26 protein-coding genes and 1 tRNA gene are annotated in these 24,077 nt (G+C 69.9%); 16 read left to right on the top strand and 11 right to left on the bottom strand.

Annotated features, from left to right (window positions below):
• The first annotated feature begins 317 nt into the window (after nt 1-317).
• Nucleotides 318-551, top strand: coding sequence for a MerR family transcriptional regulator (locus ACFXC1_RS43205; protein ID WP_381253751.1), 234 nt, complete (start codon nt 318-320; stop codon nt 549-551).
• 85 nt (nt 552-636) lie between these two features.
• Complete coding sequence (locus ACFXC1_RS43200) at nt 637-1,911, top strand: tyrosine-type recombinase/integrase (RefSeq protein ID WP_381253749.1); 1,275 nt, start codon at nt 637-639, stop codon at nt 1,909-1,911.
• Between the two features lie 76 nt (nt 1,912-1,987).
• Here ACFXC1_RS43200 and ACFXC1_RS43195 read toward each other — a convergent pair whose 3' ends face one another.
• Together ACFXC1_RS43195 and ACFXC1_RS43190 are read right to left on the bottom strand one after the other, a co-directional pair.
• Complete coding sequence (locus tag ACFXC1_RS43195; RefSeq protein WP_381253746.1) at nt 1,988-2,851, bottom strand: hypothetical protein; 864 nt, start codon at nt 2,849-2,851, stop codon at nt 1,988-1,990.
• Nucleotides 2,852-3,090: 239 nt separating this feature from the next.
• A tRNA-Cys gene (locus ACFXC1_RS43190) sits at nt 3,091-3,162 on the bottom strand.
• Nucleotides 3,163-3,350: 188 nt separating this feature from the next.
• Here ACFXC1_RS43190 and ACFXC1_RS43185 point away from each other — a divergent pair.
• The 6 genes from ACFXC1_RS43185 (at nt 3,351) to ACFXC1_RS43160 (ending at nt 9,241) form a co-directional block, all read left to right on the top strand.
• Complete coding sequence (locus ACFXC1_RS43185; RefSeq protein ID WP_381253744.1) at nt 3,351-4,820, top strand: MFS transporter; 1,470 nt, start codon at nt 3,351-3,353, stop codon at nt 4,818-4,820.
• A 32-nt stretch (nt 4,821-4,852) separates the two neighbouring features.
• Nucleotides 4,853-5,050 (top strand): hypothetical protein, encoded by a 198-nt coding sequence (locus ACFXC1_RS43180; RefSeq protein WP_381253741.1) that lies wholly within the window; start codon nt 4,853-4,855, stop codon nt 5,048-5,050.
• Nucleotides 5,050-5,421, top strand: coding sequence for a type II toxin-antitoxin system death-on-curing family toxin (locus tag ACFXC1_RS43175; RefSeq protein WP_381253738.1), 372 nt, complete (start codon nt 5,050-5,052; stop codon nt 5,419-5,421). Before ACFXC1_RS43180 ends, ACFXC1_RS43175 begins: the two co-directional genes overlap by 1 nt.
• Nucleotides 5,422-5,612: 191 nt before the next feature.
• Nucleotides 5,613-7,412 (top strand): DEAD/DEAH box helicase, encoded by a 1,800-nt coding sequence (locus tag ACFXC1_RS43170; RefSeq protein WP_381253736.1) that lies wholly within the window; start codon nt 5,613-5,615, stop codon nt 7,410-7,412.
• Nucleotides 7,413-7,741: 329 nt separating this feature from the next.
• Nucleotides 7,742-8,383 carry an IclR family transcriptional regulator gene (locus tag ACFXC1_RS43165; protein ID WP_381253734.1) on the top strand — a complete coding sequence of 214 codons (642 nt, stop codon included), beginning with the start codon at nt 7,742-7,744 and terminating at the stop codon, nt 8,381-8,383.
• A 63-nt stretch (nt 8,384-8,446) separates the two neighbouring features.
• Entirely contained in the window at nt 8,447-9,241 is a 795-nt protein-coding gene (locus ACFXC1_RS43160; protein ID WP_381253731.1) for a S16 family serine protease, read from the top strand.
• Here the strand turns inward: ACFXC1_RS43160 and ACFXC1_RS43155 are convergent.
• From ACFXC1_RS43155 to ACFXC1_RS43125, 7 genes are all read right to left on the bottom strand, one after another.
• Entirely contained in the window at nt 9,238-9,432 is a 195-nt protein-coding gene (locus ACFXC1_RS43155; RefSeq protein ID WP_381253728.1) for a hypothetical protein, read from the bottom strand. The genes ACFXC1_RS43160 and ACFXC1_RS43155 overlap by 4 nt on opposite strands.
• Before the next feature lie 39 nt (nt 9,433-9,471).
• The gene (locus tag ACFXC1_RS43150) at nt 9,472-10,062 is read right to left on the bottom strand and encodes an ArsR/SmtB family transcription factor (protein ID WP_381253725.1); all 591 of its coding nucleotides are present in this window, start codon (nt 10,060-10,062) and stop codon (nt 9,472-9,474) included.
• Nucleotides 10,063-10,143: 81 nt separating this feature from the next.
• A complete protein-coding gene (locus tag ACFXC1_RS43145) occupies nt 10,144-11,100 on the bottom strand; it encodes a glycine betaine ABC transporter substrate-binding protein (protein WP_381253722.1) in 957 nt (318 codons plus the stop codon).
• Nucleotides 11,097-11,903, bottom strand: coding sequence for an ABC transporter permease (locus tag ACFXC1_RS43140; protein WP_381253720.1), 807 nt, complete (start codon nt 11,901-11,903; stop codon nt 11,097-11,099). The genes ACFXC1_RS43145 and ACFXC1_RS43140 overlap by 4 nt, the downstream gene beginning before the upstream one ends.
• Complete coding sequence (locus ACFXC1_RS43135) at nt 11,900-13,144, bottom strand: betaine/proline/choline family ABC transporter ATP-binding protein (RefSeq protein WP_381253717.1); 1,245 nt, start codon at nt 13,142-13,144, stop codon at nt 11,900-11,902. Before ACFXC1_RS43135 ends, ACFXC1_RS43140 begins: the two co-directional genes overlap by 4 nt.
• Nucleotides 13,137-13,784 carry an ABC transporter permease gene (locus ACFXC1_RS43130; RefSeq protein WP_381253714.1) on the bottom strand — a complete coding sequence of 216 codons (648 nt, stop codon included), beginning with the start codon at nt 13,782-13,784 and terminating at the stop codon, nt 13,137-13,139. Before ACFXC1_RS43130 ends, ACFXC1_RS43135 begins: the two co-directional genes overlap by 8 nt.
• Nucleotides 13,785-13,796: 12 nt before the next feature.
• Nucleotides 13,797-14,279, bottom strand: a complete 483-nt coding sequence (locus ACFXC1_RS43125; RefSeq protein WP_381253712.1) for an Lrp/AsnC family transcriptional regulator — start codon at nt 14,277-14,279, stop codon at nt 13,797-13,799.
• A 126-nt stretch (nt 14,280-14,405) separates the two neighbouring features.
• Between ACFXC1_RS43125 and hppD the strand changes: the two genes are divergently transcribed.
• From hppD to nthA, 5 genes are read left to right on the top strand one after another with little or no spacing between them, the layout of a single operon-like run.
• Nucleotides 14,406-15,551 carry a 4-hydroxyphenylpyruvate dioxygenase gene (hppD, locus tag ACFXC1_RS43120; RefSeq protein WP_381253709.1) on the top strand — a complete coding sequence of 382 codons (1,146 nt, stop codon included), beginning with the start codon at nt 14,406-14,408 and terminating at the stop codon, nt 15,549-15,551.
• A gap of 32 nt (nt 15,552-15,583) precedes the next feature.
• Nucleotides 15,584-16,450 carry a phage baseplate protein gene (locus ACFXC1_RS43115; protein WP_381253707.1) on the top strand — a complete coding sequence of 289 codons (867 nt, stop codon included), beginning with the start codon at nt 15,584-15,586 and terminating at the stop codon, nt 16,448-16,450.
• Nucleotides 16,451-16,465: 15 nt separating this feature from the next.
• A complete protein-coding gene (locus ACFXC1_RS43110) occupies nt 16,466-16,747 on the top strand; it encodes a hypothetical protein (protein ID WP_381253704.1) in 282 nt (93 codons plus the stop codon).
• Nucleotides 16,740-17,048, top strand: coding sequence for an SH3-like domain-containing protein (locus ACFXC1_RS43105; RefSeq protein ID WP_381253701.1), 309 nt, complete (start codon nt 16,740-16,742; stop codon nt 17,046-17,048). The genes ACFXC1_RS43110 and ACFXC1_RS43105 overlap by 8 nt, the downstream gene beginning before the upstream one ends.
• Complete coding sequence (gene nthA / locus ACFXC1_RS43100) at nt 17,038-17,619, top strand: nitrile hydratase subunit alpha (RefSeq protein ID WP_381253698.1); 582 nt, start codon at nt 17,038-17,040, stop codon at nt 17,617-17,619. Before ACFXC1_RS43105 ends, nthA begins: the two co-directional genes overlap by 11 nt.
• A gap of 9 nt (nt 17,620-17,628) precedes the next feature.
• On the opposite strand, the gene ACFXC1_RS43095 is transcribed toward nthA, so the two are convergent.
• On the bottom strand, nt 17,629-19,110 hold the full coding sequence (locus ACFXC1_RS43095) for a tetratricopeptide repeat protein (RefSeq protein ID WP_381253695.1): 1,482 nt from the start codon (nt 19,108-19,110) through the stop codon (nt 17,629-17,631).
• 92 nt (nt 19,111-19,202) lie between these two features.
• Between ACFXC1_RS43095 and ACFXC1_RS43090 the strand changes: the two genes are divergently transcribed.
• Nucleotides 19,203-20,609 (top strand): FAD-binding oxidoreductase, encoded by a 1,407-nt coding sequence (locus ACFXC1_RS43090; RefSeq protein ID WP_381253692.1) that lies wholly within the window; start codon nt 19,203-19,205, stop codon nt 20,607-20,609.
• Nucleotides 20,610-20,628: 19 nt separating this feature from the next.
• On the opposite strand, the gene ACFXC1_RS43085 is transcribed toward ACFXC1_RS43090, so the two are convergent.
• Entirely contained in the window at nt 20,629-21,102 is a 474-nt protein-coding gene (locus ACFXC1_RS43085; RefSeq protein WP_019065934.1) for an SsgA family sporulation/cell division regulator, read from the bottom strand.
• Between the two features lie 265 nt (nt 21,103-21,367).
• Between ACFXC1_RS43085 and ACFXC1_RS43080 the strand changes: the two genes are divergently transcribed.
• Nucleotides 21,368-23,164, top strand: a complete 1,797-nt coding sequence (locus ACFXC1_RS43080) for an RDD family protein (protein WP_381253689.1) — start codon at nt 21,368-21,370, stop codon at nt 23,162-23,164.
• Nucleotides 23,165-23,253: 89 nt separating this feature from the next.
• Nucleotides 23,254-23,892 carry an RDD family protein gene (locus ACFXC1_RS43075; RefSeq protein ID WP_381253686.1) on the top strand — a complete coding sequence of 213 codons (639 nt, stop codon included), beginning with the start codon at nt 23,254-23,256 and terminating at the stop codon, nt 23,890-23,892.
• Nucleotides 23,893-24,077 lie beyond the last annotated feature (185 nt).

Here is a 24,077-nt window from a genome sequence, read left to right as displayed (position 1 = left end):
TCCCGCACAAGCCGCAAAATCCGCAATAAGCCCCGGCAGGGCCTCTGGCCTGCGGCGGAACCCGCGCCACCTCGTGGCGGGAGCACGCCGCACAATCCCGCGATATTCCGCAAAAAAACGCGAGCACCACCCCCGCGACCGGGATCGGTCACCGGCCGCCCCTGATTTTTGCGGAATATCGCGGATTTCTGCGGAGCCCCGCCCGGCATCAGCCGCGCACCGCATCGCCGCAGGTCAGCGGCAAGTCCCGGGTTTTCTGCGGATTTTGCGGTTTGTGCGGCGGCATCCCCAAGTACTCAGCCCTACAGGAGCCAACCGTGGACGAACAGGACTCCCTCAACCTTGCAGACGACCCGACCTTCGTACTCCTCAAGGTCGAAGAGGCCGCTCACCGACTCCGCATCGGCCGGACCAAATGCTTCGCCCTCATCAGTTCCGGTGCGCTGGAGTCCGTAATGATCGACGGCCTTCGAAGGGTTCCGGTCGACGCCATACCTGAGTACGTCACCCGTCTCCGTACCGCCAACCACACCGCCCAACGCGTCGCTTGACGCTGCCCGGGGCGGCGGCACTCCCGGACAAGGACAGCCCGCCGCCTCGGTCTCCATCCCGACACCCAGTAACAGGAGCCTGCCAGTGGCAGAGGACAAGAACCGCACCCGACAGCCGAACGGTCGATCGTCGATCTACCTTGGCAAAGACGGCAAGTGGCACGGCCGCGTCACCGTCGGCGTACGCGACGACGGCACGCCGGACCGCCGCCATGTCGAGCGCAAGACCCGCGCGGAAGTCACTGATGCCGTGCGGGAGTTGGAGAAGCAGCGCGATGCCAAGACCGTGCGTAAGCCGGGCAAGGCCTGGACGGTCAAGGCGTGGCTGACGCACTGGATTGAGAACATCGCTCCTCTCACGGTCAACGACAACACGATGGTTGGGTACGGCGTTGCGGTGCGGAAGCACCTGATCCCCGGTCTTGGGGCTCACCGTCTCGACAAGCTCAAGCCTGAGCACATCGAGGTGCTGTACGCGAAGATGCAGGCCAACGGCAGCAAGTCCGCGACCGCTCACCAGGTGCACCGCACGTTCCGGACGGCGCTCAACGAGGCCGTACGACGCGGCTATCTCGGCAAGAACCCGGTCCAGTTGGCCAAGGCTCCGAAGACGGGTGAGTACGAGGTGGAGCCCTACACCGTCGCTGAAGTGCAGCGTCTGTTGAAAGCCGCCGATCAGCGCCGCAACTCTGCCCGCTGGGCTGTTGCACTCGCCCTCGGATTGCGTCAGGGAGAGGTGCTGGGCCTGAAGTGGCAGGACGTAGACCTTGATGGTGGGTTTCTCGTGGTCCGCCGTAGCCGCCACCGGCCGCAGTACGCACACGGGTGCACGGAACCCTGCGGACGCAAGGCCGGGTACTGCAAGCAGAAGCGGCGCACCAACCCGGAGACGTCGACCACCAAGTCTCGCGCCGGCCGCCGCGCGGTCGGTCTCCCGCTACAGCTCGTTGACCTACTGCATGCGCATCGCGAGGCGCAGGACACAGAGCGGCAGGCCGCCGGGAAACACTGGGTGGAAGGCGGATGGGTGTTCTCCGACGAACACGGCCGCATCCCCTCGCATCGCCTGGACTGGGCCGATTGGAAGGCACTGCTGGAAGAGGCGAACGTACGAGACGGACGCTTGCACGACGCGCGCCACACGGCCGCCACGGTTCTGCTCATCCTCGGTGTCTCGGAGCGGGCTGTCATGGGCTTGATGGGGTGGTCGACCACGGCTATGGCCGCCCGCTATCAGCACATGGTGGATGCCGTGCGGACGGACATCGCGAGGCAAGTGGACGGCCTGATCTGGAAGCCCGAGACAGACCAACCGGACGATGGCGGCGGCGCGGCTGGAGTCCTCGTACCTGCGAGCTGAGACCGCCGAGGGCGGTATCCCGAAAGGGGTACCGCCGACGGCCCCGCTGTCCCGCCGAGACAACAGCTGACCACGACTATTTCTCGCCAGCAGCTTCCTTCCGCTCAGCCCCGGACGTCGTCGACGGGGCCACCACCGCCAGCACCAACGCTGCTAGCACCTCTGCCCGCTTCTCTGCGCCCATACCTGAATCACGCAGCAACCGCTCTGCCGCCAAGTACCGGGAAAGCGCCAGAGGCTGATCAAAATACGCACGCAGATGCCCGGCTGCCGTCTCTTGCGACTTCACGAACGTGCGACTCACATAACCCGCCAACCCCGCAGACACCGCACCGAGACCACCAGCCACGACCGCCCCCGCAGTCGAAGTTGCCTTCAGCGCCATGAACGCGAACCCGGCTAGCAGCAAAAACCCCAACCACATCGCACCCTGTGCACTCCGAAACGAACGCCGCGCCTGTCCCAACACCGTCTCGTGATAGTGATCAAGCCGCGAATGCGTCACCTTCCACAACTCCGGCAGACCCAGCCCAGTATGAACGCCATCATCCGGTGCAGTTGCAGGCGCCGCGTCGCCACTTGCCTCCTCATTGTCCCGGGTACGGGCAACGGAAGGTCGGCGAAGTGCTTCCTCCAGCTCCTGCTCCGCAGCCAGCACTCGATCACGAGGCTGAGCTTCCCGCGCTTGCCGCTCATGAACTGAGAAGTAGCCAGTGACAGCACTGGTGCCACCCAAAAGCCCGGCCGTCACGCTGCCAATCAGTAGGTCAGTTCCCTGCAGGTTCTGTGCAATTACGGATATGAAAACCGCACCGGCGCCGGTGACTGAAGATAGCGTCGTCCATATGGAGGTGGGGAACAACGGGCGGGCAGCTCGAGGCGAATTGACGTCCGTACGCGTTAATCGTAGACGAATCTTGCCCCCGTCTTCGCTTGTCATGGTCAGCAAGCATGGCGCAACGCTGCAGTCGTAGGCGGCCAGTTACGGAAGTCTCTGGTCAGTATTTCCTCCGGACCGCCAGACGGACGATCGACCCTGGCCCCTGGGCGCCTCGGCTTCCGGTTGGATGCCGTGCACTCTGCGACGATCCAACTGAGACGGAAACTGAGACGGGCGACCAAAAGGGCGACACCTCTGCGGGGGTGCCGCCCTTTCGTTTTGCCTGGTCAAGGCACTTGAGGCCGTGGCGGGAATCGAACCCGCGTAACTCGCTTTGCAGGCGAGTCCCTGAACCACTCGGGCACACGGCCGTGTTTGGTGAGTTGACCGTATGGGTGGGGGGTGGGCCCGGGCAAGGGGGTCGGGGGTGGCGCAACGGGACTGCCATACCGCGTTCATGAATGGCGGATCGGGGGCAGCGGTCGTACGACCAAGGTCCCGGACGCCGACCGTCTTTCGACAGGGGTCAAAGCGAGGGATGAGCCTTACGCTGGCCCGCATGACCGTCCTTGGACCGCGTGACGCCGATGTCACGGAAATCGCCCCTGACCTGGCCGATGAGTGTCGGGGCGGGGTGCTCGGGCGGTCGTATCGGGCGCTCAGTGTCGGGATCGTGTCCGTGGTGCTGTTGATCGCCTTCGAGGCGACGGCCGTGGGGACGGCCATGCCGGTCGCGGCTCGGGAGCTGGACGGGGTGGCGTTGTACGCGTTCGCGTTCTCCGGGTACTTCACGACCAGTCTCTTCGGGATGGTGTTCGCCGGGCAGTGGTCGGACCGGCGGGGGCCGCTCGGGGCGCTGACCACCGGGATCGGGGCGTTTGCCGCCGGGTTGCTGGTCGCGGGGACCGCCCAGGTCATGTGGGTGTTCATTCTGGGGCGGGCCGTGCAGGGGCTGGGAGGTGGGCTGGTCATCGTCGCTCTGTACGTGGTGATCGGGCGGGCCTATCCGGAGCGGTTGCGGCCCGGCATCGTGGCCGCGTTCGCCGCGAGTTGGGTGGTGCCGTCCGTCGTCGGTCCGCTCGCCGCCGGCGCGGTGACCGAACAGCTCGGCTGGCGTTGGGTGTTCGTCGGGATTCCGGTGCTTGTCGTCTTTCCGCTCGCGCTTGCACTTCCTCAGATACGGCGGCGGGCTGCCGGGCCCGTGTCCGAGCGGGGTCCGGAGTCGCCCGGCTCGCCCGGTTCCTTCGACCGGCGCCGTATCCGGCTCGCTCTCGGGATCTCGCTCGGTGCCGGGCTCTTCCAGTACGCCGCCCAGGATCTGCGGTGGTTCTCGCTGGTCCCGGCTGCCGCGGGCGTCGCGCTGCTGGTGCCGGCCGTGCTCGGGCTGTTGCCGCGCGGTACGTACCGGGCGGCGCGGGGGCTGCCGTCAGTTGTGTTGTTGCGCGGGCTGGGGGCCGGGGCGTTCATCTCCGCCGAGTCCTTCGTGCCGTTGATGCTGGTGACCCAGCGGGGGCTGTCGCCGACGTTGGCCGGGTTCTCGCTCGCGGCGGGCGGCGGGACGTGGGCGCTCGGGTCGTGGGTGCAGGCGCGGGCGCGGGTCGAGCCGTACCGGGAACGGCTGATGACGTTCGGGATGGTGCTGGTGGCTGCCGCCATCGGCGGGGCGCCGAGCGTGCTCATACCTGCGGTTCCCGTGTGGATCGTGGCCGTCGCCTGGGGGTTCGGGTGTTTCGGGATGGGGCTGGTGATGTCCTCCACCAGCGTGCTGCTGCTCCAGCTCTCCGCGCCGGAGGAGGCCGGCACCAACTCCGCCGCGCTCCAGATCTCCGACGGGCTGTCCAATGTCGTGCTGCTGTCCGTCGGCGGGGCCGCGTTCGGTGCGCTCGGCGGGGGCACGGTCGGGCATGTGGTCGGTTCGGCGAGCGGCGGCTCCCATCCGGCCGCGTTCGCCGCCGTGTTTCTGCCGATGGCGGGGGTGGCGTTGGTGGGGGCCTGGGTGACCACGCGGGTGGGGATGGAATCGCGGTGACACCATGTGGTACCGCTCGGTACCGTTGAGGCATGGCTGGACTGAACCTGCGGTTTACGGACGAGGAGCTCGATGCCCTACGCGATCGCGCGGCGGCGGAGGGGCGCAGCATGCAGGCCTTTGCGCACGATGCGGTGATGGCGGCCATAAACGAGCACTCGCGACTGTTCAACGAGGCGGCCGACCATGTGCTGAAGGCCAGCGCCGAGCTGAACCGGAGGCTCGCCTGATGCACTACCTCACCCTTCCCGAGCAGCTCGACCTCGCGAAACGGCTCGGGACGGACGAGGTGCGTGACTACGGACTTCTCGACTCGGCGCTCACGCGGCCCCAGGCGAGTGTGTTCGGGCAGGACGCCTATCCGGACGTATGGCAGAAAGCCGCGGCGCTCATGGAGTCCCTTGCCCGGAACCACGCCCTCGTGGACGGGAACAAGCGCATCGCCTGGTACGCGACGTGGGTCTTCCTGCACATGAACGGACACCCCCTGGACGCGGACTTCGACGTGGATGAGGCGGAGCAGTTCGTACTGGACGTCTGCCAGGGCGCTCTGGACGTGTCCAAGATCGCTGCCCAGCTGCCGCGTTACGCGCGGCGCTGACCACTCCCGCGATCTGTGACCTCAGTCCCATCCCCACCCGCCCCGGCGTCGTCCGCACATTGACACCGCCACCCCGCCGGTAAGGTGGCCCGGTTGTCATACGTAGCCGAAGCCGAGCCCAGAGCCCCGAGCCGAAGCTCAAGCCGACGCAGACGCCCTCGCCGAGCCGCCCTACCAACCAAACGGAGACCGTGACTACCACCGCCGCCTCCTCCGCCAACACCCACCACCTCTCCCCGGCCTTCCCCGGCCGCGCCCCCTGGGGCACCGCCAGCAAGCTGCGTGCCTGGCAGCAGGGGGCGATGGAGAGGTATGTCCAGGAGCAGCCGCGGGACTTCCTCGCGGTCGCGACGCCGGGCGCCGGCAAGACGACCTTCGCGCTCACCCTGGCCTCCTGGCTGCTGCACCACCATGTCGTGCAGCAGGTGACCGTGGTCGCGCCGACCGAGCACCTGAAGAAGCAGTGGGCGGAGGCCGCCGCGCGGATAGGGATCAAGCTCGACCCGGAGTACAGCGCCGGGCCGCTCGGCAAGGACTACGACGGGGTCGCCGTCACGTACGCGGGCGTCGGTGTGCGGCCCATGCTGCACCGGAATCGGGTGGAGCAGCGCAAGACGCTGGTCATCCTCGACGAGATCCACCACGCCGGTGACTCGAAGTCCTGGGGCGAGGCCTGTCTCGAAGCCTTCGAGCCGGCCACTCGGCGGCTCGCGCTGACCGGTACGCCGTTCCGGTCCGACACCAATCCCATTCCCTTCGTGACGTACGAGGAAGGGAACGACGGGATTCGGCGGTCCTCCGCCGACTACACCTACGGCTACGGCAACGCGCTCGCCGACCATGTCGTGCGGCCGGTCATCTTCCTCTCCTACAGCGGCAACATGCGCTGGCGGACCAAGGCCGGCGACGAGATCGCCGCCCGGCTCGGCGAGCCGATGACCAAGGACGCGATCAGCCAGGCCTGGCGTACGGCGCTGGATCCGCGCGGCGAGTGGATGCCGAGCGTGCTGCGTGCCGCCGACCAGCGGCTGACCGAGGTCAGGAAGGGCATCCCGGACGCGGGCGCGCTCGTCATCGCCTCCGACCAGGACTCCGCGCGCGCCTACGCCAAGCTGATCCGCGAGATCACCGGCTCCAAGGCGACCGTCGTACTGTCCGACGACACCGGTGCCTCCAAGCGCATCGACGACTTCGCGGCGAGCAACGACCGGTGGATGGTCGCCGTGCGGATGGTGTCGGAGGGCGTCGACGTGCCGCGGCTCGCCGTCGGTGTCTACGCCACCACCATCTCCACGCCCCTCTTCTTCGCCCAGGCCGTCGGGCGCTTCGTGCGGTCCCGGCGGCGCGGCGAGACCGCCTCCGTCTTCCTCCCGACCGTCCCCGACCTCCTCACCTTCGCCAACGAGATGGAGGTCGAGCGCGACCACGCCCTCGACAAGCCCAAGAAGGAGGGCGAAGAGGATCCGTACGCCGAGTCCGAGAAGGAGATGGACGAGGCGAACAAGGAGCAGGATGAGGACACCGGCGAGCAGGAGCAGTTCGCCTTCGAGGCGCTGGAGTCCGAGGCGGTCTTCGACCGGGTGCTCTACGACGGCGCCGAGTTCGGTATGCAGGCGCACCCGGGGAGCGAGGAGGAGCAGGACTACCTCGGTATCCCCGGGCTCCTCGAACCCGACCAGGTGCAGCTGCTGCTGCAGAAGCGGCAGGCCCGGCAGATCGCGCACAGCCGCAAGAAGCCGGACGAGGAGGCCGACCTGCTCGAACTGCCCGCCGAGCGGCGGCCGGTCGTCTCTCACAAGGAGATGATGGAGTTGCGGAAGCAGCTCAACACCATGGTCTCCGCGTACGTCCACCAGACCGGCAAACCGCACGGCGTCATCCACACCGAGCTGCGCCGCACGTGCGGCGGGCCGCCGAGCGCCGAGGCGACGGCGGGACAGCTGCGGCAGCGCATCGCGAAAGTGCAGGAGTGGGCCACGCGGATGCGCTGACCCACCCCGTCGACCCCGCACATCCGTACGGAAGTTGTGCACGGGCGACCCACGGGTCAGGACATATCGCCGTGAAGCGAACCGGTCCGTACCAGGCGGTGCCCGGATTCTGGACGGAGACTTCCGCTCAGCGAACCGGCTTCGCTAGTGTCCCGCTACGCACACGCCCCGTGGCAGCGCCGCCGCGGAGCGCAGCCGTGAAGCGACTGGGCCCGGACACGCCGGGCCGCCTCGCCGATCGGCGGCCTCTGAAGCGCGTCACTGACGGGACTCGGTGACGCATCCGTCGCGAGGGGGCCGCCGACCTCACCACTTAAGGAGTGGGAGTCGTGACCGCGGAGACCTCCCAGACGCTCGACCGGGGACTGCGCGTCCTCAAACTGCTGGCCGATACGGACCACGGGCTGACCGTCACCGAACTGTCCACCAAACTGGGCGTCAACCGGACCGTCGTGTACCGGTTGCTGGCCACCCTGGAACAGCATGCCCTCGTACGACGTGATCTCGGCGGCCGGGCCCGGGTCGGACTCGGGGTGCTGCGCCTGGGCCGTCAGGTGCACCCCCTCGTGCGGGAGGCGGCGCTGCCCGCGCTGCGGTCGCTGGCCGAGGACATAGGGGCGACCGCTCATCTCACCCTGGTCGACGGGGCGGACGCCCTCGCCGTCGCCGTGGTCGAGCCGACCTGGACGGACTACCACGTCGCTTACCGCGCCGGTTTCCGCCACCCCCTGGACCGGGGCGCCGCGGGCCGGGCGATTCTCGCCGCCCGGCACCAGGGCGCGGACGAGCCCGGATACACCCTGACGCACGGGGAGTTGGAGGCCGGAGCGAGCGGCGCCGCTGCTCCGCTGCTCGGGGTCACGGGGGTCGAGGGCAGCGTCGGTGTCGTCATGCTGGCCGATGCCGTGCCCGAGCGGGTGGGGCCGAGGGTCGTGGACGCGGCGCGCGAGGTCGCCGAAGCCCTGCGCTGAGCGTTCATGACGATCGGGTGACCGGCGCACGGCCGAAAGTGACCGTCGCGTTAGATTGATCCCGTGCTCCTCTCTCGCCTCACGCGCCCCTGGGCCGTAGCCGTCTGTGCCCTGCCCGTCGTGGCGCTGCTCGCCACGGCGGCTTTCGCGCCGCTGCCGTTCTCGCTGGCGCAGCCCGGTCTGACCGCGAACGTGCTCGGTGAGAACAAGGGCACCCCGGTGATCACCATCACCGGGGCGCCGGTGCGCACGACGAGCGGCCAGTTGCGCATGACGACGATCGAGGCGACCGGACCCGATCAGCGTGTCTCGCTGAGCGATGTGATCGACAGCTGGTTCCGCACCGACCGGGCGGTCATGCCCCGTGACTCGGTCTATCCGAGCGGCAACAGCGTCAAGGAGATCGAGCAGCACAACACCGAGCAGATGCAGGAGTCGCAGGACGACGCGACCACGGCAGCGCTCGACTACCTGAACCTCAGCGACAAGAAGGTGAAGGTCACGCTCACGCTCGCCGACGTGGGCGGCCCCAGCGCGGGGCTGCTCTTCACCCTGGGGATCATCGACAAGCTGAAGGGCGACGGCAACGGCGGCGACCTCACGGGCGGTCGCACCATCGCCGGTACGGGGACGATCGGCACCGACGGCACGGTCGGCGCGGTCGGGGGAGTGGCCCTCAAGACCCAGGCCGCGCGCCGCGACGGGGCGACGGTGTTCCTGGTGCCGAAGGCCGAGTGCTCGGACGCCAAGTCCGAACTGCCCAAGGGGCTACGGCTGGTGGCGGTCACCTCACTGAAGGGCGCGGTGAGTGCCCTGGAGGCGCTGGAGTCGGGGAAGAGTTCCGTACCGGGCTGTTAGGCCACGGCCGGCTTCGGGTTGTTCGGCGCGGCGGCCAGGCGCAGGCCCAGTTCTACGAGGGTCCAGCCGACGCGGGTACGGAGCTCGGGCCGGGGCGCCCTGGCCTCGGCGGCGAGGCGGTGGGCCTCGGCCTGGGCCTGGAGGTCGGCGGTGCGGGCGTGGTGCAGCGCGAGGTGGGTCTCGGGATGCATGGACGTTGCCTCTCTGGGGTCGGTCGGACCGTCGGTCCGTCAGTCCGTGGCGATCGGGAAGGTGTGCGTGTGGACGCGGACGCGCTCGGCGTCGGGTGCGTCCGCCATCTCGGGCAGGTCTCGGTAGCTCTCGACGAGGTCGTGCATCTTCTCGATGAGCTCGTTGGCGAGTTGGGGCGTGAGCCGGAGCGTCATGTCGCTCATGTCCATGCCCCGCACCCAGTCCTCGGACCAGGTGTGCCGGTTGCCGAGCCAGGTGTACAACTCCTGCGCGTGTTTCGTGGCCGACTCGTGCATCACCATGTCGATCGCGCCGCGGACGGCGGGACTGGAGTCGGTGAACAGGGCGTCGTCGAAGAGCAGTCCGTCATGGGCCGCCCGCCACCACCGCTCCCGCCCCTTGCCGTGCTCCGGGGCGTCCTCGACGAAGCCGTGGGCCGCGAGCTGGCGCAGGTGGTAGCTGGTGGCTCCGCTCGACTCGCCCAGTCTTTCGGCGAGTTGGGACGCGGTGGCGGGTCCGTGGAAGCGCAGCGAGTCGAGCAGTTGCATGCGCAGGGGGTGGGCCAGCCCGCGCAGTGAGCGGGCGTCGAGATGGTGGATCCGGCGTTCTTCGGGCTCTGGCTCCGGCATGTGTCCAAAGGTAGCGTTGCAAAGAGTCCTTTGCAACGCCTTTTTTGCATCGACTTCTTTGTAACTGGCCCCGCGCGGCCCCTACTTGACCAACCCCTGCGCCTTCATCCAGTCCAGCGCCACCTGATGCGGATCCTCCCCGTCGACATCCACCCTGGCGTTCAACGCCTGCGCCACCGTGTTGTTCAGCTTCTCCGTGACCGGGGCGAGGACCTCCGCGATCGCCGGCCACTTCTTCAGGGCCTTGGTGTTGATCTCGGGTGCCGCGTTGTAGTTGGGGAAGAACTTCTTGTCGTCGGCCATCACCGCGAGGTTCATGGACTTGATGCGGCCGTCGGTGGTGAAGACCTCGCCGTAGGTGCAACTCCCCTTCTTCACCTGGGTGTAGATGATCCCGGTGTCCATCTGCGTGATGTTCTTCGCCGGGAGCTCCATCCCGTACGCCTTCTGCATGCCCGGCAGCCCGTCCGCGCGGTTGGCGAACTCGCTCTCCACGCACACCGTCACCGCGCCCGGGTCCTTCTTCGCCAGCGCGGCCACGTCCGAGAGCGTCTTCGTGCCGTACTTCTCGAAGTTGGCCTGGTTCATGGCCAGCGCGTAGGTGTTGTTGAGGGCGGAGGGAGGCAGCCAGGTCAGGCCGTTCTCGAGGTCCGCGTCCCGGACCGCCTGCCACTGCTTCAGCGGGTCGGTGATCGGCTTGCTGTTGCCGAGGTAGGTGATCCACGCGGTGCCGGTGTACTCGTACATCCCGTCCGCGTCACCGGACTTGACGGCCTCCCGTGCGCCGATCGAACCCTGGATGCCGGTCCGGTCGAGGACGTCCGCGCCCGCCGCCTCGAAGGCGATGCCCATCATCGCGCCGAGGATCAGCTGCTCGGTGAACTCCTTCGAGGTGACGGTGAGATGGGCGCCCTTGAGGGGCTCGCCCTTGCCGACGGTTCCGGGGCTGACGTCGTCGACCATGGGGGAGCCGCTGGTCAGCCCGCAGCCGGAGACGACGATCAGCGCGCCGACCGTCACCAGGCAGGTCCGCTTCACTTGCCCACCTCCAACCCCCGTGGGCGCAGCAGCAGTTCGGCCAGGGAGGCCAGCCAGTCCACCAGCAGCGCGAGGCTGACCGTGAGGATCGAGCCGAGGACCAGGACGGGCATCCGCTGGGTGGTGATGCCGGTGGTGATCAGGACGCCGAGGCCGCCGCCCCCGCCGAAGGTGGCCAGCGTCGCCGTACCGACGTTGAGGACCAGGGCGGTTCGGACGCCGGCCAGGATCAGCGGGACCGCGAGGGGCAGCTCCACCCGTCTCAGGACGCCTAGTTGGGACATGCCGATGCCCCGGGCCGCCTCCAGCAAAGTCGGGTCGTTGGCCTTCAGACCCGCGATGGTGTTGGACAGGACCGGCAGGACGGCGTAGGCGATGATGCCGATCAGGGCCGCCTTCTCGCCGGTGCCCAGCCAGATCACCAGCAGGGCCAACAGACCGATCGCCGGGGTCGCCTGGCCCATGTTGGCGAAGGTCATCGCGACCGGGGCGGCCTTCCGGAACGCTCGCCGGGTCAGCAGGATGCCCAGCGGGATCGCGATGATCAGCACGAAGAACGTGGAGATCACGGTGAGTTGGACGTGCTGCCAAAGGGCCTTGCTCACCTGCCCGTTGGAGAGCGCGTTCTCCGAAATGGCGTCCAGCTGCGCCTGGTCGAACCACAGCCAGGTCGCCAGCAGGACCGCCACCAGGAACGCGGGCAGGATGGTCAGCTTCTGCCAAGTGATCCGGCGTTTCGGGGGAGTCGGCGGCGCGGCGGCCTCCGTCTCCTCCTCCTCTTCCAGTTCGGGAGTGGTGGTCACGCCTTCTCCTCCCCTCCGGCGCCCTCCTGCTCGGCGTGCGTCTGGACGGCCCGCGCCTCCTCCAGTTCGTGCTGGGCCTCCATCGCCTCCAGCCGGTCGGCCTCCAGGAGTTCGTGCACGGAGTTCATCAGCGTCTCCATGTCGACGACACCGATGTACTCGCCGCGCCGCCCGGTCACCGCGACCCGCCCCGCGTTGTCCGTGAGGACGGCCTCCAGGGCGTCCCGGAGCGTCGCGTCCCGGGTCACGGTGTCGCTGACCAGCGTGCCCGCGCGGGCCAGCGAACCCTTGGCGCGCATCATGTCGCCGCGCCGGAGCCACTTGTAGGGCCGGCCGCGCTTGTCGAGCAGCAGGATCTCGTTGGTGCCGCTGTCCCGGAGCTTGTCGAAGATGTTCTGGAGCGGGTCGTCGACGGTCACCGTCGGATAGTCGGTGATCTCCACGTCCCGTACGCGGGTGAGGTTCAGCCGCTTGAGGGCGGCCCCGGCGCCGACGAACCCGGACACGAAGTCGTCCGCCGGGTTGGTGAGGATCGCCTCCGGGGTGTCGAACTGCGCGATGTGCGAGCGCTCGCGCAGCACCGCGATCCGGTCGCCCAGTTTGATCGCCTCGTCGAAGTCGTGGGTGACGAAGACGATCGTCTTGTGCAGTTCGTGCTGGAGCCTGATCAACTCGTCCTGGAGGTGGTCGCGGGTGATCGGGTCGACCGCGCCGAACGGCTCGTCCATCAGCAGCACCGGCGGATCCGCCGCCAACGCCCTTGCCACGCCCACGCGTTGCTGCTGGCCGCCGGAGAGCTGGCGCGGATAGCGGCCCTGGAACTCGCCGGCGTCGAGACCGACCAGGTCGAGCATCTCCTCCACCCGGTCCCTGATCCGGGACTTCGACCAGCCGATCATCCTCGGGACGAGTGCGATGTTCTGGGCGACCGTCATGTGCGGGAAGAGACCGCTCGACTGGATCGCGTAGCCGACCTTGCGGCGCAGCTTCACCGGGTCGATGTCGGTGACGTCCTCGCCGTTGATGCGGATCCGGCCGCCGGTCGGTTCGATCAGCCGGTTGATCATCTTGAGCGTGGTCGACTTTCCGCAGCCGGAGGGCCCGACGAAGACGACCAACTCGCCCGCCTTGATCTCCATGTTGACGCTGTCGACCGCCGGCTGCGGGCTGCCGGGATACCTCTTGGTCAGATTCTCCAGCTCGATGGAGGCACCGGACGTGGTCGTTGCCGACTCAGGCACGGATCCCCCTGGGAATGGTCAGTCGTCCCAGCAGGACGTACGCGGCGTCGAACAGCAGCGCCAGGACGATGATCCCGAGCGTGCCCGCGAGCACCTGGTTGAGGGCGTTCTTGCTGCCGAGCGAGCCGATACCGCGGAAGATCTCGTTGCCGAGGCCGGGCCCGGAGGCGTACGCCGCGATGGCCGCGATGCCCATCAGCATCTGCGTGGAGACCCGGATACCGGTCAGGATCGGCGGCCAGGCCAGCGGCAGTTCGACCCGCGCGAGCCGCATCAGCCGGGACATCCCGATGCCCTTCGCCGCGTCCACCAGCGACGGGTCGACCCCGCGCAGCCCCACGATCGCGTTGCGGACGATCGGCAGCAGGCCGTACAGGGTCAGCGCGATCACCGTGGGCGGGACGCCGAGCCCCACGACCGGAATGAGCAGACCGATCATGGCGAGGGACGGAATGGTCAGAATGGTCGAGGTGGCCGTGGTGGCGAGGTTGCCCGCCCACTCGCTCCGGTAGGTCACGACCCCGAGCACCACGCCGATCAGCGTGGCCACGACCATGCACTGGAAGACCGCACTGGCGTGTTGGTAGGCGTCGGTGAGCAGCTGCTGGTGCCGGTTGCCCAAGTACTCCCAGAAACTCACATGCCCACACCCCTACGTCGGCCGGTCCACGTCCTCGGCCGCCTGTTTCACCAGCGGGATGATCCGCAGCGGAACGGGGTTCTCCATCACGATCGCGGTGGCGGCCCGGACAATGCCATCAAAACCGACAACCCGGTCGATGACCCGCTGGAGATCGGCGTTCGAGCGGGCCACCAGCCGGCAGAGCATGTCCCCGCTGCCGGTGGTGGTGTGCAGTTCCAGGACCTCGGGGACGGTCGCCAAGTGCGCCCGTACGTCCGTGCCTTGCCCCTGCCGGATCTCCAGCGTCGCGAATGCCGTGACCGGATAGCCGAGCGCCGCCGGATCGACCTGCGGGCCGAAGCCGCGGATGACTCCATTCGACTGAAGCCGGTCCAGCCTCGCCTGCGCCGTCCCCCGGGCGACCCCCAGCCGCCGGGACATCTCCAGCACGCCGATGCGCGGCTCCTCGGCCAGCAGCACGATGATCCGGCCGTCGAGCTCGTCGATCCCCATGGTGCCCGCCTCCGAGGATGGTCATCCTGTACAGAAAGCCCGCCGAGACGGTCGTACCACTGAACAAGCTGCCCAGCAGAATCGCAAACTATTGCGCACCTTGCCGGGGAGGGGGAGCCTGCGCGTATGACCCAGACCACTCACCACACTCCCGACACCGCCCGGCAGGCCGACCCCTTCCCGGTCAAGGGAATGGACGCGGTCGTCTTCGCCGTGGGCAACGCCAAGCAGGCGGCGCACTACTACTCCACGGCCTTCGGCATGACGCTGGCCGCCTACTCCGGACCGGAGAACGGCAGCCGCGAGACCGCCTCGTACGTCCTCACCAACGGCTCCGCCCGCTTCGTCTTCACCTCCGTGATCAAGCCCGCCACCCCCTGGGGCGAGTTCCTCACCCGGCACGTGGCCGAGCACGGCGACGGCGTCGTCGACCTCGCCATCGAGGTCCCGGACGCGCGCGCCGCCCACGCCTACGCCGTCGGGCACGGCGCCCGCTCGCTCGCCGAGCCGTACGAGCTGAAGGACGAGCACGGCACGGTCGTCCTCGCCGCCATCGCGACCTACGGCGAGACCCGCCACACGCTGGTCGAGCGCGTCGACTACGACGGCCCGTACCTCCCCGGCTTCGCCCCCGCCGACCCGCTCGTCGAGGCGCCCGCCCACCGCACGTTCCAGGCCATCGACCACTGCGTCGGCAACGTCGAACTCGGCCACATGAACGAGTGGGTCGGCTTCTACAACAAGGTCATGGGCTTCACGAACATGAAGGAGTTCGTGGGCGACGACATCGCGACCGAGTACAGCGCGCTGATGTCGAAGGTCGTGGCCGACGGCACCCTGAAGGTCAAGTTCCCGATCAACGAGCCGGCCGTCGCCAAGAAGAAGTCCCAGATCGACGAGTACCTGGAGTTCTACGGCGGCGCGGGCGTCCAGCACATCGCGCTCAACACCAACGACATCGTGCGGACCGTACGCACCATGCGCGCGGCCGGGGTCAAGTTCCTCGACACCCCCGACTCGTACTACGACACCCTCGGCGAGTGGGTCGGCGACACCCGCGTCCCCGTCGAGACCCTGCGCGAGCTGAAGATCCTCGCCGACCGCGACGAGGACGGGTACCTTCTCCAGATCTTCACCAAGCCGGTCCAGGACCGTCCTACGGTGTTCTTCGAACTCATCGAACGGCACGGCTCGATGGGCTTCGGGAAGGGCAACTTCAAGGCCCTGTTCGAGGCGATCGAGCGGGAGCAGGAAAAGCGGGGCAACCTGTAACCCACGGGTCCCGCAAGGGACTTGGGAGGACCGTGGCCGACGCGCCCATCGACCTGACCGCACCGGCGGTGCGCTGGCTGTGGAACAAGGGCACCCTGCACGAACCCACGGTCCTCCAGTCGTTCGCCCTCGACGAGGTCCACCAGCGCCTGTACGTCCTCCAGTTGAGACAGGGCGGCGCCGACGCGGGCAACCTCTGTCTCAACCAGCTCGACTACACTGGCAAGTTGCTCGGCCACATGCACCTCCAGGGCTTCGGGCACGGGGTCAGCATGGGCGTGCAGAACACGCCCGACGGCGACGTCTGGATCTGGACCGAGGCCGCCGCGAAGGCCGGTTCCGGGGGCGCCTACGGCCAGGCTGTCACCCGCTTCCACTTCGCGAACGGCACGGTCCGCACCGCCGCCGACGTCGCGATCCGCAAGCCGATCGCGAACTCCACCAACAACCAGCCCACGGTCTGCACGGCCAGCGGGCGCATAGCCATCCGCTACCGCCTCGCCAACCAACCCCGGTACCGCATATGGGACTTGGACGCCTTCGTCGCCCGCGACTATGCCACGCCCCTCGCCGACATCGCGCAGACCGGCGCCCACCCGGACCCGGCGATCCCGTTCCAGGGCTACGCCCTCGACGGCGACCACCTCTACCAACTCGCGGGCACCGCCTACGACTCCACCACCAACCCGCCCGCGAAACACGGCAACACCTACGTCTCCTGCCTCGACATCCGCACCGGCGAACTCCTCCAGCAGTCCCGCACGGAGGCCGCCTACACCCTCACCCACCGCGAACCGGAGGGCCTCGCCGTCCGCACGAAGCCCGGCACCCGCCTGTGCCTCGGCTTCGCGTCCGGGGAGGCGGGGGCGCGGCGGTTCTCGCTGTGCCAGAAGCCCTAGCCGTACGCTGCGGTCATGGCCAGGATCAACGACGTGGGCGGCACCGAGGGCTTCGGTGCCATCGACACCACCGACGACCCCGAGCCCTTCCACGCCGACTGGGAGGCGCGGGTCGTCGGGCTGTTCAACGCCCTGCGCACGCAAGGGATCTTCAACACCAACGAGTTCCGGGACGCGATCGAGGCCATCCCGCCCGCCGCGTACCTCTCGATGTCGTACTACGAACGCTGGTTCACCGCGATCACCGCCCTGCTGGAACGCAAGGGCGTGCTCGAACCGGGTGAGTTGGATGACTGACCGCTTTCCGCCCGGCACCCGGGTCCGGACCTTCCGGCACGACCCGCCGCACCACACCCGCCTGCCCCGTTACGCGCGCGGCAAGTGCGGTGTCGTGGTCGAACCCGAGGGGCGCGCGGAGCTGGCCGACGTCAGTGCGCGGGGGAGCGGGGACGCGCCGGTGGAGCAGGTGTACGCGGTGCGGTTCGCGGCCCGGGACCTGTGGGGCGAGGGCGACCACCACGTCGTACTGGACCTGTGGGAAAGCTACTTGGAAGCGTGCGAAGCGGAACACGAAGAGGGTCGTGACGATGAGCGGTGACCACGAGGACGCCTCGATCTCCCGGCGGGTGCGGCGACTCGAGACCCTGCTGGAGGAGAAGGGGGTCGTTGCGGGCGGAGCGGTCGACGAGGTGCTCGACGCGTTTCTCTCAGGCGCGTCACCGGTGAACGGGGCACGCGTGGTGGCCCGCGCCTGGACCGACGAGGCCTACCGGGCACGGCTGTTGACGGACGGCACGGCCGCCGTCCAGGAACTCGGCTTCATGGACGGCTCGTTCCAGCGGCTGCGGGTCGTCGAGAACACGGACGCGACCCACAACGTCATTGTCTGCACCCTCTGCTCCTGCTACCCCCTCGGCCTCCTCGGCCCGTCCCCGGGCTGGTACAAGTCGGAGGCCTACCGCTCGCGCGTCGTCCGCGAACCCCGTTCCGTACTGGCCGAGTTCGGCCTGACCCTGCCCACGACCACGGACGTCACCGTGTGGGACTCCAGCGCGGAGACCCGCTACCTGGTGCTGCCGCGCAGGCCCGCCGGCACGGAGTCGCTGTCCGAGGACGAACTGGCCGCACTCGTCACCCGCAACGCGCTGATCGGCACGGCGGCCGTGTGAGGCGGCGGCTCAACCCGCCTTCTCCTGCGGTTCCTTGTCCTGCGGTTCCTTGTCCGAGGGCAGCGGCTCGGGCGGCGGCTCGCCCAGGGCCGCCAGCGCCTGCTGCGCCAGCGGCACCCGCAGGGGGGAGAAGTACGGGTTGATCTGCAGCGCCTCCTGGAGATGACGGCGCGCGGACGCGGTCTTCTCCAAGTCCTTCTCGATCATGCCCCGGTGGAACGCGTACAGCGCGTCCCGCACCCCGCCCCCGTGCACCTTGTCCGTCGCCACCGACGCGAACTTCAGCGCCTCCGCGTCCTGCCCGGCCCGGTGCAGCGCCCACCCCAGCGCGTCCGCCACCGGGATCCCCGGCTGCCGGGCCCACTCGGCCCGGAGTCGCCGTACGGCGTCGGGCGCGTCGCCGTGGTCCGCCTCGAACACGCCGAGCACCAGCTCGTCGTCGACGCCGCCCGCCGTGTCCCGGGTCACCAGGGTGCGCAGGGTGTCGTACTGTACGCGGGCGGCCTGGGTGAGGCCCAGCGACTCGTACAACTCGCCCAGTTCCAGGGCGTATTCGGGGGTCGGCTGCTTGGCGAGGGCGACCTGGTAGGCGTTCAGCGCCTCCGAGGTGCGGCCCAGTGCCGCCAGCGCCCGGCCCTCACCGGCGAGTGCCTCCCGCTGGTCGGGGTCGATCCGTACGGCCGCCTCGAAGTGCCGTAGCGCCACCTCCCGGTCCCCGCGCTCCCAGGCCAGTTCCCCGGCCCGCTGCCACCAGGCCGCCTGTTCGGCGGGCGCGGTCGCCCCGGCCGCCGCGTCGGCGAGCTGGGCGGCGGCGTCCTCGCGCCAGCCCCGGTCGCGGTAGACCTCGGCGGCGCGCGCCATCACGGCGGGTCCGGAGTGCAGTTCCTGGAGCTTTTCGAGGGTCCGCCGGGTCGCCTTGTAGTCGCCGAGGCCGGTGTACGCGTCGATCAGCAGCGGATACGTCGTCCAGCGCTTCGGCGACAGCTTCACCGCGGCCTCGCCCCAGGTCCGGGCCGCCCGGAAGTCCCGCCGCTCGTTCGCCAGGGCCGTCAGGCCGTCCATCGCGACGGCGCGCGCGTCGTTGCCCTTCGCGCGGACCCTCAGCGAGGTGTGGAGGGCGTCGTCGGCCTTCGGGTAGTACAGGGCGTCGCCGGTCCGCCGGCCCTGCTCCACGTAGGCCACTCCGAGCACCGCCCAGGAGCGTGCGTCCGTCGGACGGGCCCGCACCCGGGCCTCGCGGTCGCCGATCAGCGCGGCCAGGTCGGGCAGCGCGGCCGGCACCCCCGCGGTGACCGCGGTCAGCGCCTGCGCCTTGGGCCCCGGCGCGGGCGGCGGCACCCGGCGCGGCTCCTCGGGCAGCAGCCACAGCAGGCCGCCGACCATGGCGCACCCGGCGACCGAGGCGATCAGCACCCGCCGCGGAACGGGGGAGCGGCGCTTGCGCGGCTCCGCCACCAGCGACGTACCGGGGCTCCGCTGTTCGTTCTCCATGGCGTTCACTCTGCGTCAGTACGACGACCGCGCCCCGGCAGCCGAAGCCGCGCGCGGACGGGGTTCACACCGATGGCCGCGAGTGCGACGCTGTGATCATGAGCCGTATCGAAGCGCCTCGCGACCACGACACCGGAACCCTCCTCGACCGCCTGCTGACCGGGCTGCCCGCCGAGGCCGTCCTCGCCGACCCGGACGTCACGGTCTCGTACGCCAACGACATGGCGAGCTTCTGCCCGTCCGGCACCCCGGCCGTCGTCGTGCTGCCGCGCACGGCCGAACAGGTACAGCACGTGATGCGCGTCGCCACCGAACTGCGCGTCCCGGTCGTCCCGCAGGGCGCCCGCACCGGCCTGTCGGGCGCGGCCAACGCCTCCGAGGGCTGCATCGTGCTCTCCCTCACCAAGATGGACCGCATCCTGGAGATCAGCCCGGTCGACCGCATCGCGGTCGTCGAGCCGGGTGTCATCAACGCGACCCTCTCCCGCGCGGTCAACGAACACGGCCTCTGCTACCCGCCCGACCCCTCCAGCTGGGAGATGTGCACCATCGGCGGCAACATCGGCACCGCGTCGGGCGGGCTGTGCTGCGTGAAGTACGGGGTGACGGCCGAGTACGTCCTCGGCCTGGATGTCGTCCTCGCCGACGGACGGCTGATGAGCACGGGCCGCCGTACGGCCAAGGGGGTCGCCGGATACGACCTGACCCGGCTGTTCGTCGGCTCGGAGGGCTCGCTCGGCATCGTGGTCAAGGCGGTCCTGGCGCTGAAGCCGCAGCCGCCCCAACAGCTCGTCCTGGCCGCCGAGTTCGGTTCCGCGGCAGCCGCGTGCGACGCCGTGTGCCGGATCATGGAGGGCGGACACGTGCCGTCCCTCCTCGAACTGATGGACCGTACGACCGTCAAGGCGGTCAACGACCTCGCGCACATGGGACTGCCGGAGACGACGGAGGCGCTGCTCCTCGCCGCCTTCGACACACTCGACCCCGCCGCCGACCTGGCCGCCGTAGGAGCCCTCTGCGAGGCCGCCGGAGCCACCCAGGTGGTGCCCGCCGAGGACGCGGCCGAGTCCGAACTCCTGCTCCAGGCACGGCGGTTGTCGCTCACCGCGCTCGAAGCGGTCAAGGGCACGACGATGATCGACGACGTGTGCGTGCCCCGGTCGCGGCTCGGCGAGATGCTCGAAGGGGTGGAACGGATCGCGGAGAAGTACCAGTTGACGATCGGCGTCTGCGCGCACGCGGGCGACGGCAACACCCACCCCACCGTCTGCTTCGACGCGCAGGACCCCGACGAGTCCCGGCGGGCCCGCGAGTCCTTCGACGAGATCATGGCCCTCGGCCTGGAACTCGGCGGCACCATCACCGGCGAACACGGCGTCGGCGTCCTGAAGAAGGAGTGGCTGGCCCGCGAGATCGGGCCGGTGGGCGTGGAGATGCAGCGGGCGGTCAAGGCGACCTTCGACCCGCTGGGCATCCTCAACCCCGGCAAACTCTTCTGACCCCGTTCCTCGCCACGGCTCACTCGCCGTCCCGCGACTCGTCCGACGGCCACGGGTCGCGCAGCCACAGGTCGTCGGCCGGGGTCGGTGCGAGCAGCTCGGCGAGGCCGTCGTCGATGCCGAGCTGCTCCGCCTCAGAGCCCGGGGGCACCACCCGCAGCGTCCGCTCCAGCCACGCCGAGACCTGGGCCGCCGGGGCCTCCAGGAGGGCGTCCCCGTCGGGTGAACTCAGCGCCATCAGGACGACGCTGCGCCCCTCCACCTTCGTCGGCCACACCCGTACGTCCCCGTGCCCGCACGGCCGGAACACCCCCTCGACGAGCAGTTCGCGGGCGAACGTCCAGTGCACGGGGTGCTCGGAGTTGATGTGGAAGGAGATGTGGACGGCGTACGGGTCGTCCGTGCGGTAGCTGAGCCGGGCCGGAACAGGAATGCTCCGTTCCGGCGACAGGATCAGCTTCAGCTCCAACTCCCGCTCTACGACTGTGTGCATGACGTGGGTCCTCTCGCGCTCACCGGGTCCCGCGGTGGGCCCGTACGAGTGGAGAGGGCGTGCGGCCGTAAGCATTACGCGACTTCGGGAAACTTTTTTTCCGCGCCGCTTCGCGAAGGCTTCGCGGGGCTTCGGGGCGTGTGGACTCCGTGCACGAGCTTGCCCGGAAAGGGGTGGGTCCGACCGGACGGGCAGTGGCGATCGCACGGGTCTGATAGATGTGGACACCCCCATTTGACCTCCGAGCAGATACGGGACGACGGACATGAGCGCCCCAACGCCGGCACCCGGTGACGACAGGCCCCGCGAGGGGTACTACCCGGACCCGTCCATTCCTGGATACGTCCGGTACTGGAACGGCTCGGCCTGGGTGCCCGGCACCAGCCGCCCGGCGCCGTCGGACGGGCCGGCGCCCGCCGCGCCCGGCGCGGGCCCGTCCGTCGAGGAGACCGGACCGCACTTCTTCGACGAGGACCCCGCACCGGCCCACCCCGAGCCGGCCTCGGCCTGGGGCGCCGACCGCGCCCACCAGAGCGGCTTCGGCGGCGCCCAGGACCGCCACGTCTCCTGGGGCGCCCCGGACCCGAGGGTCCCCGCCGACACCCCCGACGAGGGCACGACGACTTTCCGCCGCCCCACCCCGCGCACCCCCCGACAGGGCGGGGCGCCGGGGGCGCAGGGCGGGGGCACGGGGAACGCGGGCGGCGCGTCGGCGGGGGCCGCGAGCGGCTTCGGCGCACAGGGCCCGGCAGGGACCGGTTCGGGTGCCGGGGGGTTCGGCGCTCAGGGCCCGGCGGGTTCGGGCGCGAGGGCCTTCGGCGGGCAGGGCTCCGGCGCGGCCGGGGACGACGGGGCCCGGGGCTCCGCCGGGACCGGTTCCGCCGCCGGGAGGTACGGCCCGCAGGGTTCACCGGGGGCCGGCCCGGGCGCCGGCGGTTTCGGCGCGCAAGGCCCGCACGGCTCCGGCTCGGGGGCCGACGGCTTCGGGGCTCAGGGCTCGGGCGGCTCTGATTCGGCTGCCGGAGGCTACAGATCGCAGGGTCCGGCCGGCTCGGCCGCCGGGGGTTACGGGCCCGCAGGCGGGGACTACGGCGCCGGGACCGGCTCCGCCGCAGGCGGCCTCGGCGGTGCCGGTGCGGTGCCCGCCACCGATGGCCGGCGGCCCGGCGGGAATCTGCCCGCCGCCGGTGGACAGGGGCCCGGCGGGAACTCCCCGTCCGGCGACCCCTCCGGCCCCGGCTTCGGTGCCGGAAAGGCGGCCGCCGAGCGTGCCGCCGCACAGGCCCAGGCGGGCAGCGGCGCCGGGGCGTCCGCCGCCTCCGCACCCGCCGCCTCCGCGCCCGCCGCCTCCACGGCCCTCTCCGGCCCCCCGCAGCCCGCCCCCGGCGTCCCCCAGCAGTCCGGCCCGGTGCAGGCGCAGGCGGGCTCCGGGGGCACACCCATGGCCACCGGATCCGGTGGCGGGCAGCCCTCCTGGGCGCAGCAGGTGCACCGGCTGGCGGGGGACGAGGACGGGCCCGTGGCGCCCTGGAAGCCGCCCGTGGAGGACGTGTTCCAGGCGGCGGCCCGGCGGCAGTCGGCGGCCCGGCCCGCGGGGCTCGGCAAGCGGCTGCTGGCGCGGCTCGTCGACACCGTCGTGCTCGGCGCGGTCACCGCCGTGGCGGCCGTACCGCTCGGCACCAAGGCGGCCGACCACATCAACGAGAAGATCGACGCGGCCAAGCTCTCCGGCCGCGCAGAGACGGTCTGGCTGCTGGACGGCACCACGGCCGCCTACCTCGGCATCGTGCTCGCCGTACTCCTCCTCTTCGGCGTCCTCTACGAGGCGCTGCCGACCGCCAAGTGGGGCCGCACCCTGGGAAAGAAGCTCTGCGGTCTCGAGGTGCGCGGCATCGAGAGCCACGAGCCGCCCGGCTTCGGCGGGGCGCTGCGCCGCTGGCTGGTCTACAGCGTCCCGGGCCTGCTCGGCATCGGGATCATCGGTGTCGCCTGGTGCCTCTTCGACCGGCCCTGGCACCAGTGCTGGCACGACAAGGCAGCACATACGTTCGTAGCGGGATAGCCGGGTACGGCATCCGGGGTACCTGATTCCGTACCCCGGACGGCCGCTCGCCGGATGCGGAGCCGTGGTGTTCGCGGTCGACTCGGGCCATGAGTACCGAACCGCCCCCGGGCTCCGGCGGGCAGCCGCCGGAAGACGACCCGTTCAGGAAGCAGCCCCCTCCTGGCCAGGGATCGGGCTCACCGTACGATCCGCCGCCGTACGGCAGTCAGCCGCCGCCCTTCGGCAGTGAACCGCCTCCCTACGGCGGCGGCTCCTACCCCACCGACCCGCTCGCCGGCATGCCCCCGCTCGCCGACAGCGGCCGGCGCACCCTCGCCCGGATCATCGACATGATCCTCGTCGGCATCGTCGTCTGGCTGCTCACCTGGGCCTTCGGCGTGCACGAGTACGACATCAACTCCGACCACGTCTCGTACGCCAAGTCGCTCGGGCAGTCGCTCACCGCGGCCGTGCTGTACATGGGCTACGACACGGTGATGCTCTCCAAGTCGGGCCAGACGCTGGGCAAGAAGTGGATGGGGCTGCGGGTGGCCAACCTCGACAACGGGTCGACGCCCTCCGTGCAGACCAACCTGATCCGCGCGGCGGTGCTGTGGATCCCGTTCGCGTTCTGCTGCGCCTGCATCTGGACGGCGATCAGCGGCGGTTGGAGCTTCTTCGACAAGCCGTACAAGCAGGGCCTGCACGACAAGGCCGCCAAGACCGTGGTGGTCAGCACGCGTTGAGGTGACCGGGGTCAACTCCCGGGCGTACACAGCGAATCGGGGGGGGGGGGGGCGCGGCCACCCCGGGGGCGCGGTTGCCTAACCCAAACCACGACCAGGTGCCGACGCCCCGCAGCGACCAACTCTCCGCCGCCGGCGCCCTGTTCGACAACACGTCGGCCACGGCCGCGACGGTGACCTCAGTG

Origin of the sequence: Streptomyces hokutonensis (genome assembly GCF_042751305.1) — a bacterium.
Taxonomy (GTDB): domain Bacteria; phylum Actinomycetota; class Actinomycetes; order Streptomycetales; family Streptomycetaceae; genus Streptomyces; species Streptomyces hokutonensis_A.
Note: the sequence above shows the minus strand (reverse complement) of the source record. Positions and strands in the feature narration are given on the sequence as shown.

Excerpts from the sequence above, each read along its gene's own strand:
- ACFXC1_RS43185 (WP_381253744.1), top strand. The coding sequence starts at position 3,351 with ATGACCGTCCTTGGACCGCGTGACGCCGATGTCACGGAAATCGCCCCT.
- ACFXC1_RS43155 (WP_381253728.1), bottom strand. The coding sequence starts at position 9,432 with ATGCATCCCGAGACCCACCTCGCGCTGCACCACGCCCGCACCGCCGAC.
- nthA (WP_381253698.1), top strand. The coding sequence starts at position 17,038 with ATGAGCGGTGACCACGAGGACGCCTCGATCTCCCGGCGGGTGCGGCGA.
- ACFXC1_RS43105 (WP_381253701.1), top strand. The coding sequence starts at position 16,740 with ATGACTGACCGCTTTCCGCCCGGCACCCGGGTCCGGACCTTCCGGCAC.
- hppD (WP_381253709.1), top strand. The coding sequence starts at position 14,406 with ATGACCCAGACCACTCACCACACTCCCGACACCGCCCGGCAGGCCGAC.
- ACFXC1_RS43195 (WP_381253746.1), bottom strand. The coding sequence starts at position 2,851 with ATGACAAGCGAAGACGGGGGCAAGATTCGTCTACGATTAACGCGTACG.
- ACFXC1_RS43085 (WP_019065934.1), bottom strand. The coding sequence starts at position 21,102 with ATGCACACAGTCGTAGAGCGGGAGTTGGAGCTGAAGCTGATCCTGTCG.
- ACFXC1_RS43150 (WP_381253725.1), bottom strand. The coding sequence starts at position 10,062 with ATGCCGGAGCCAGAGCCCGAAGAACGCCGGATCCACCATCTCGACGCC.
- ACFXC1_RS43175 (WP_381253738.1), top strand. The coding sequence starts at position 5,050 with ATGCACTACCTCACCCTTCCCGAGCAGCTCGACCTCGCGAAACGGCTC.
- ACFXC1_RS43075 (WP_381253686.1), top strand. The coding sequence starts at position 23,254 with ATGAGTACCGAACCGCCCCCGGGCTCCGGCGGGCAGCCGCCGGAAGAC.
- ACFXC1_RS43180 (WP_381253741.1), top strand. The coding sequence starts at position 4,853 with ATGGCTGGACTGAACCTGCGGTTTACGGACGAGGAGCTCGATGCCCTA.
- ACFXC1_RS43080 (WP_381253689.1), top strand. The coding sequence starts at position 21,368 with ATGAGCGCCCCAACGCCGGCACCCGGTGACGACAGGCCCCGCGAGGGG.
- ACFXC1_RS43110 (WP_381253704.1), top strand. The coding sequence starts at position 16,466 with ATGGCCAGGATCAACGACGTGGGCGGCACCGAGGGCTTCGGTGCCATC.
- ACFXC1_RS43125 (WP_381253712.1), bottom strand. The coding sequence starts at position 14,279 with ATGGGGATCGACGAGCTCGACGGCCGGATCATCGTGCTGCTGGCCGAG.
- ACFXC1_RS43095 (WP_381253695.1), bottom strand. The coding sequence starts at position 19,110 with ATGGAGAACGAACAGCGGAGCCCCGGTACGTCGCTGGTGGCGGAGCCG.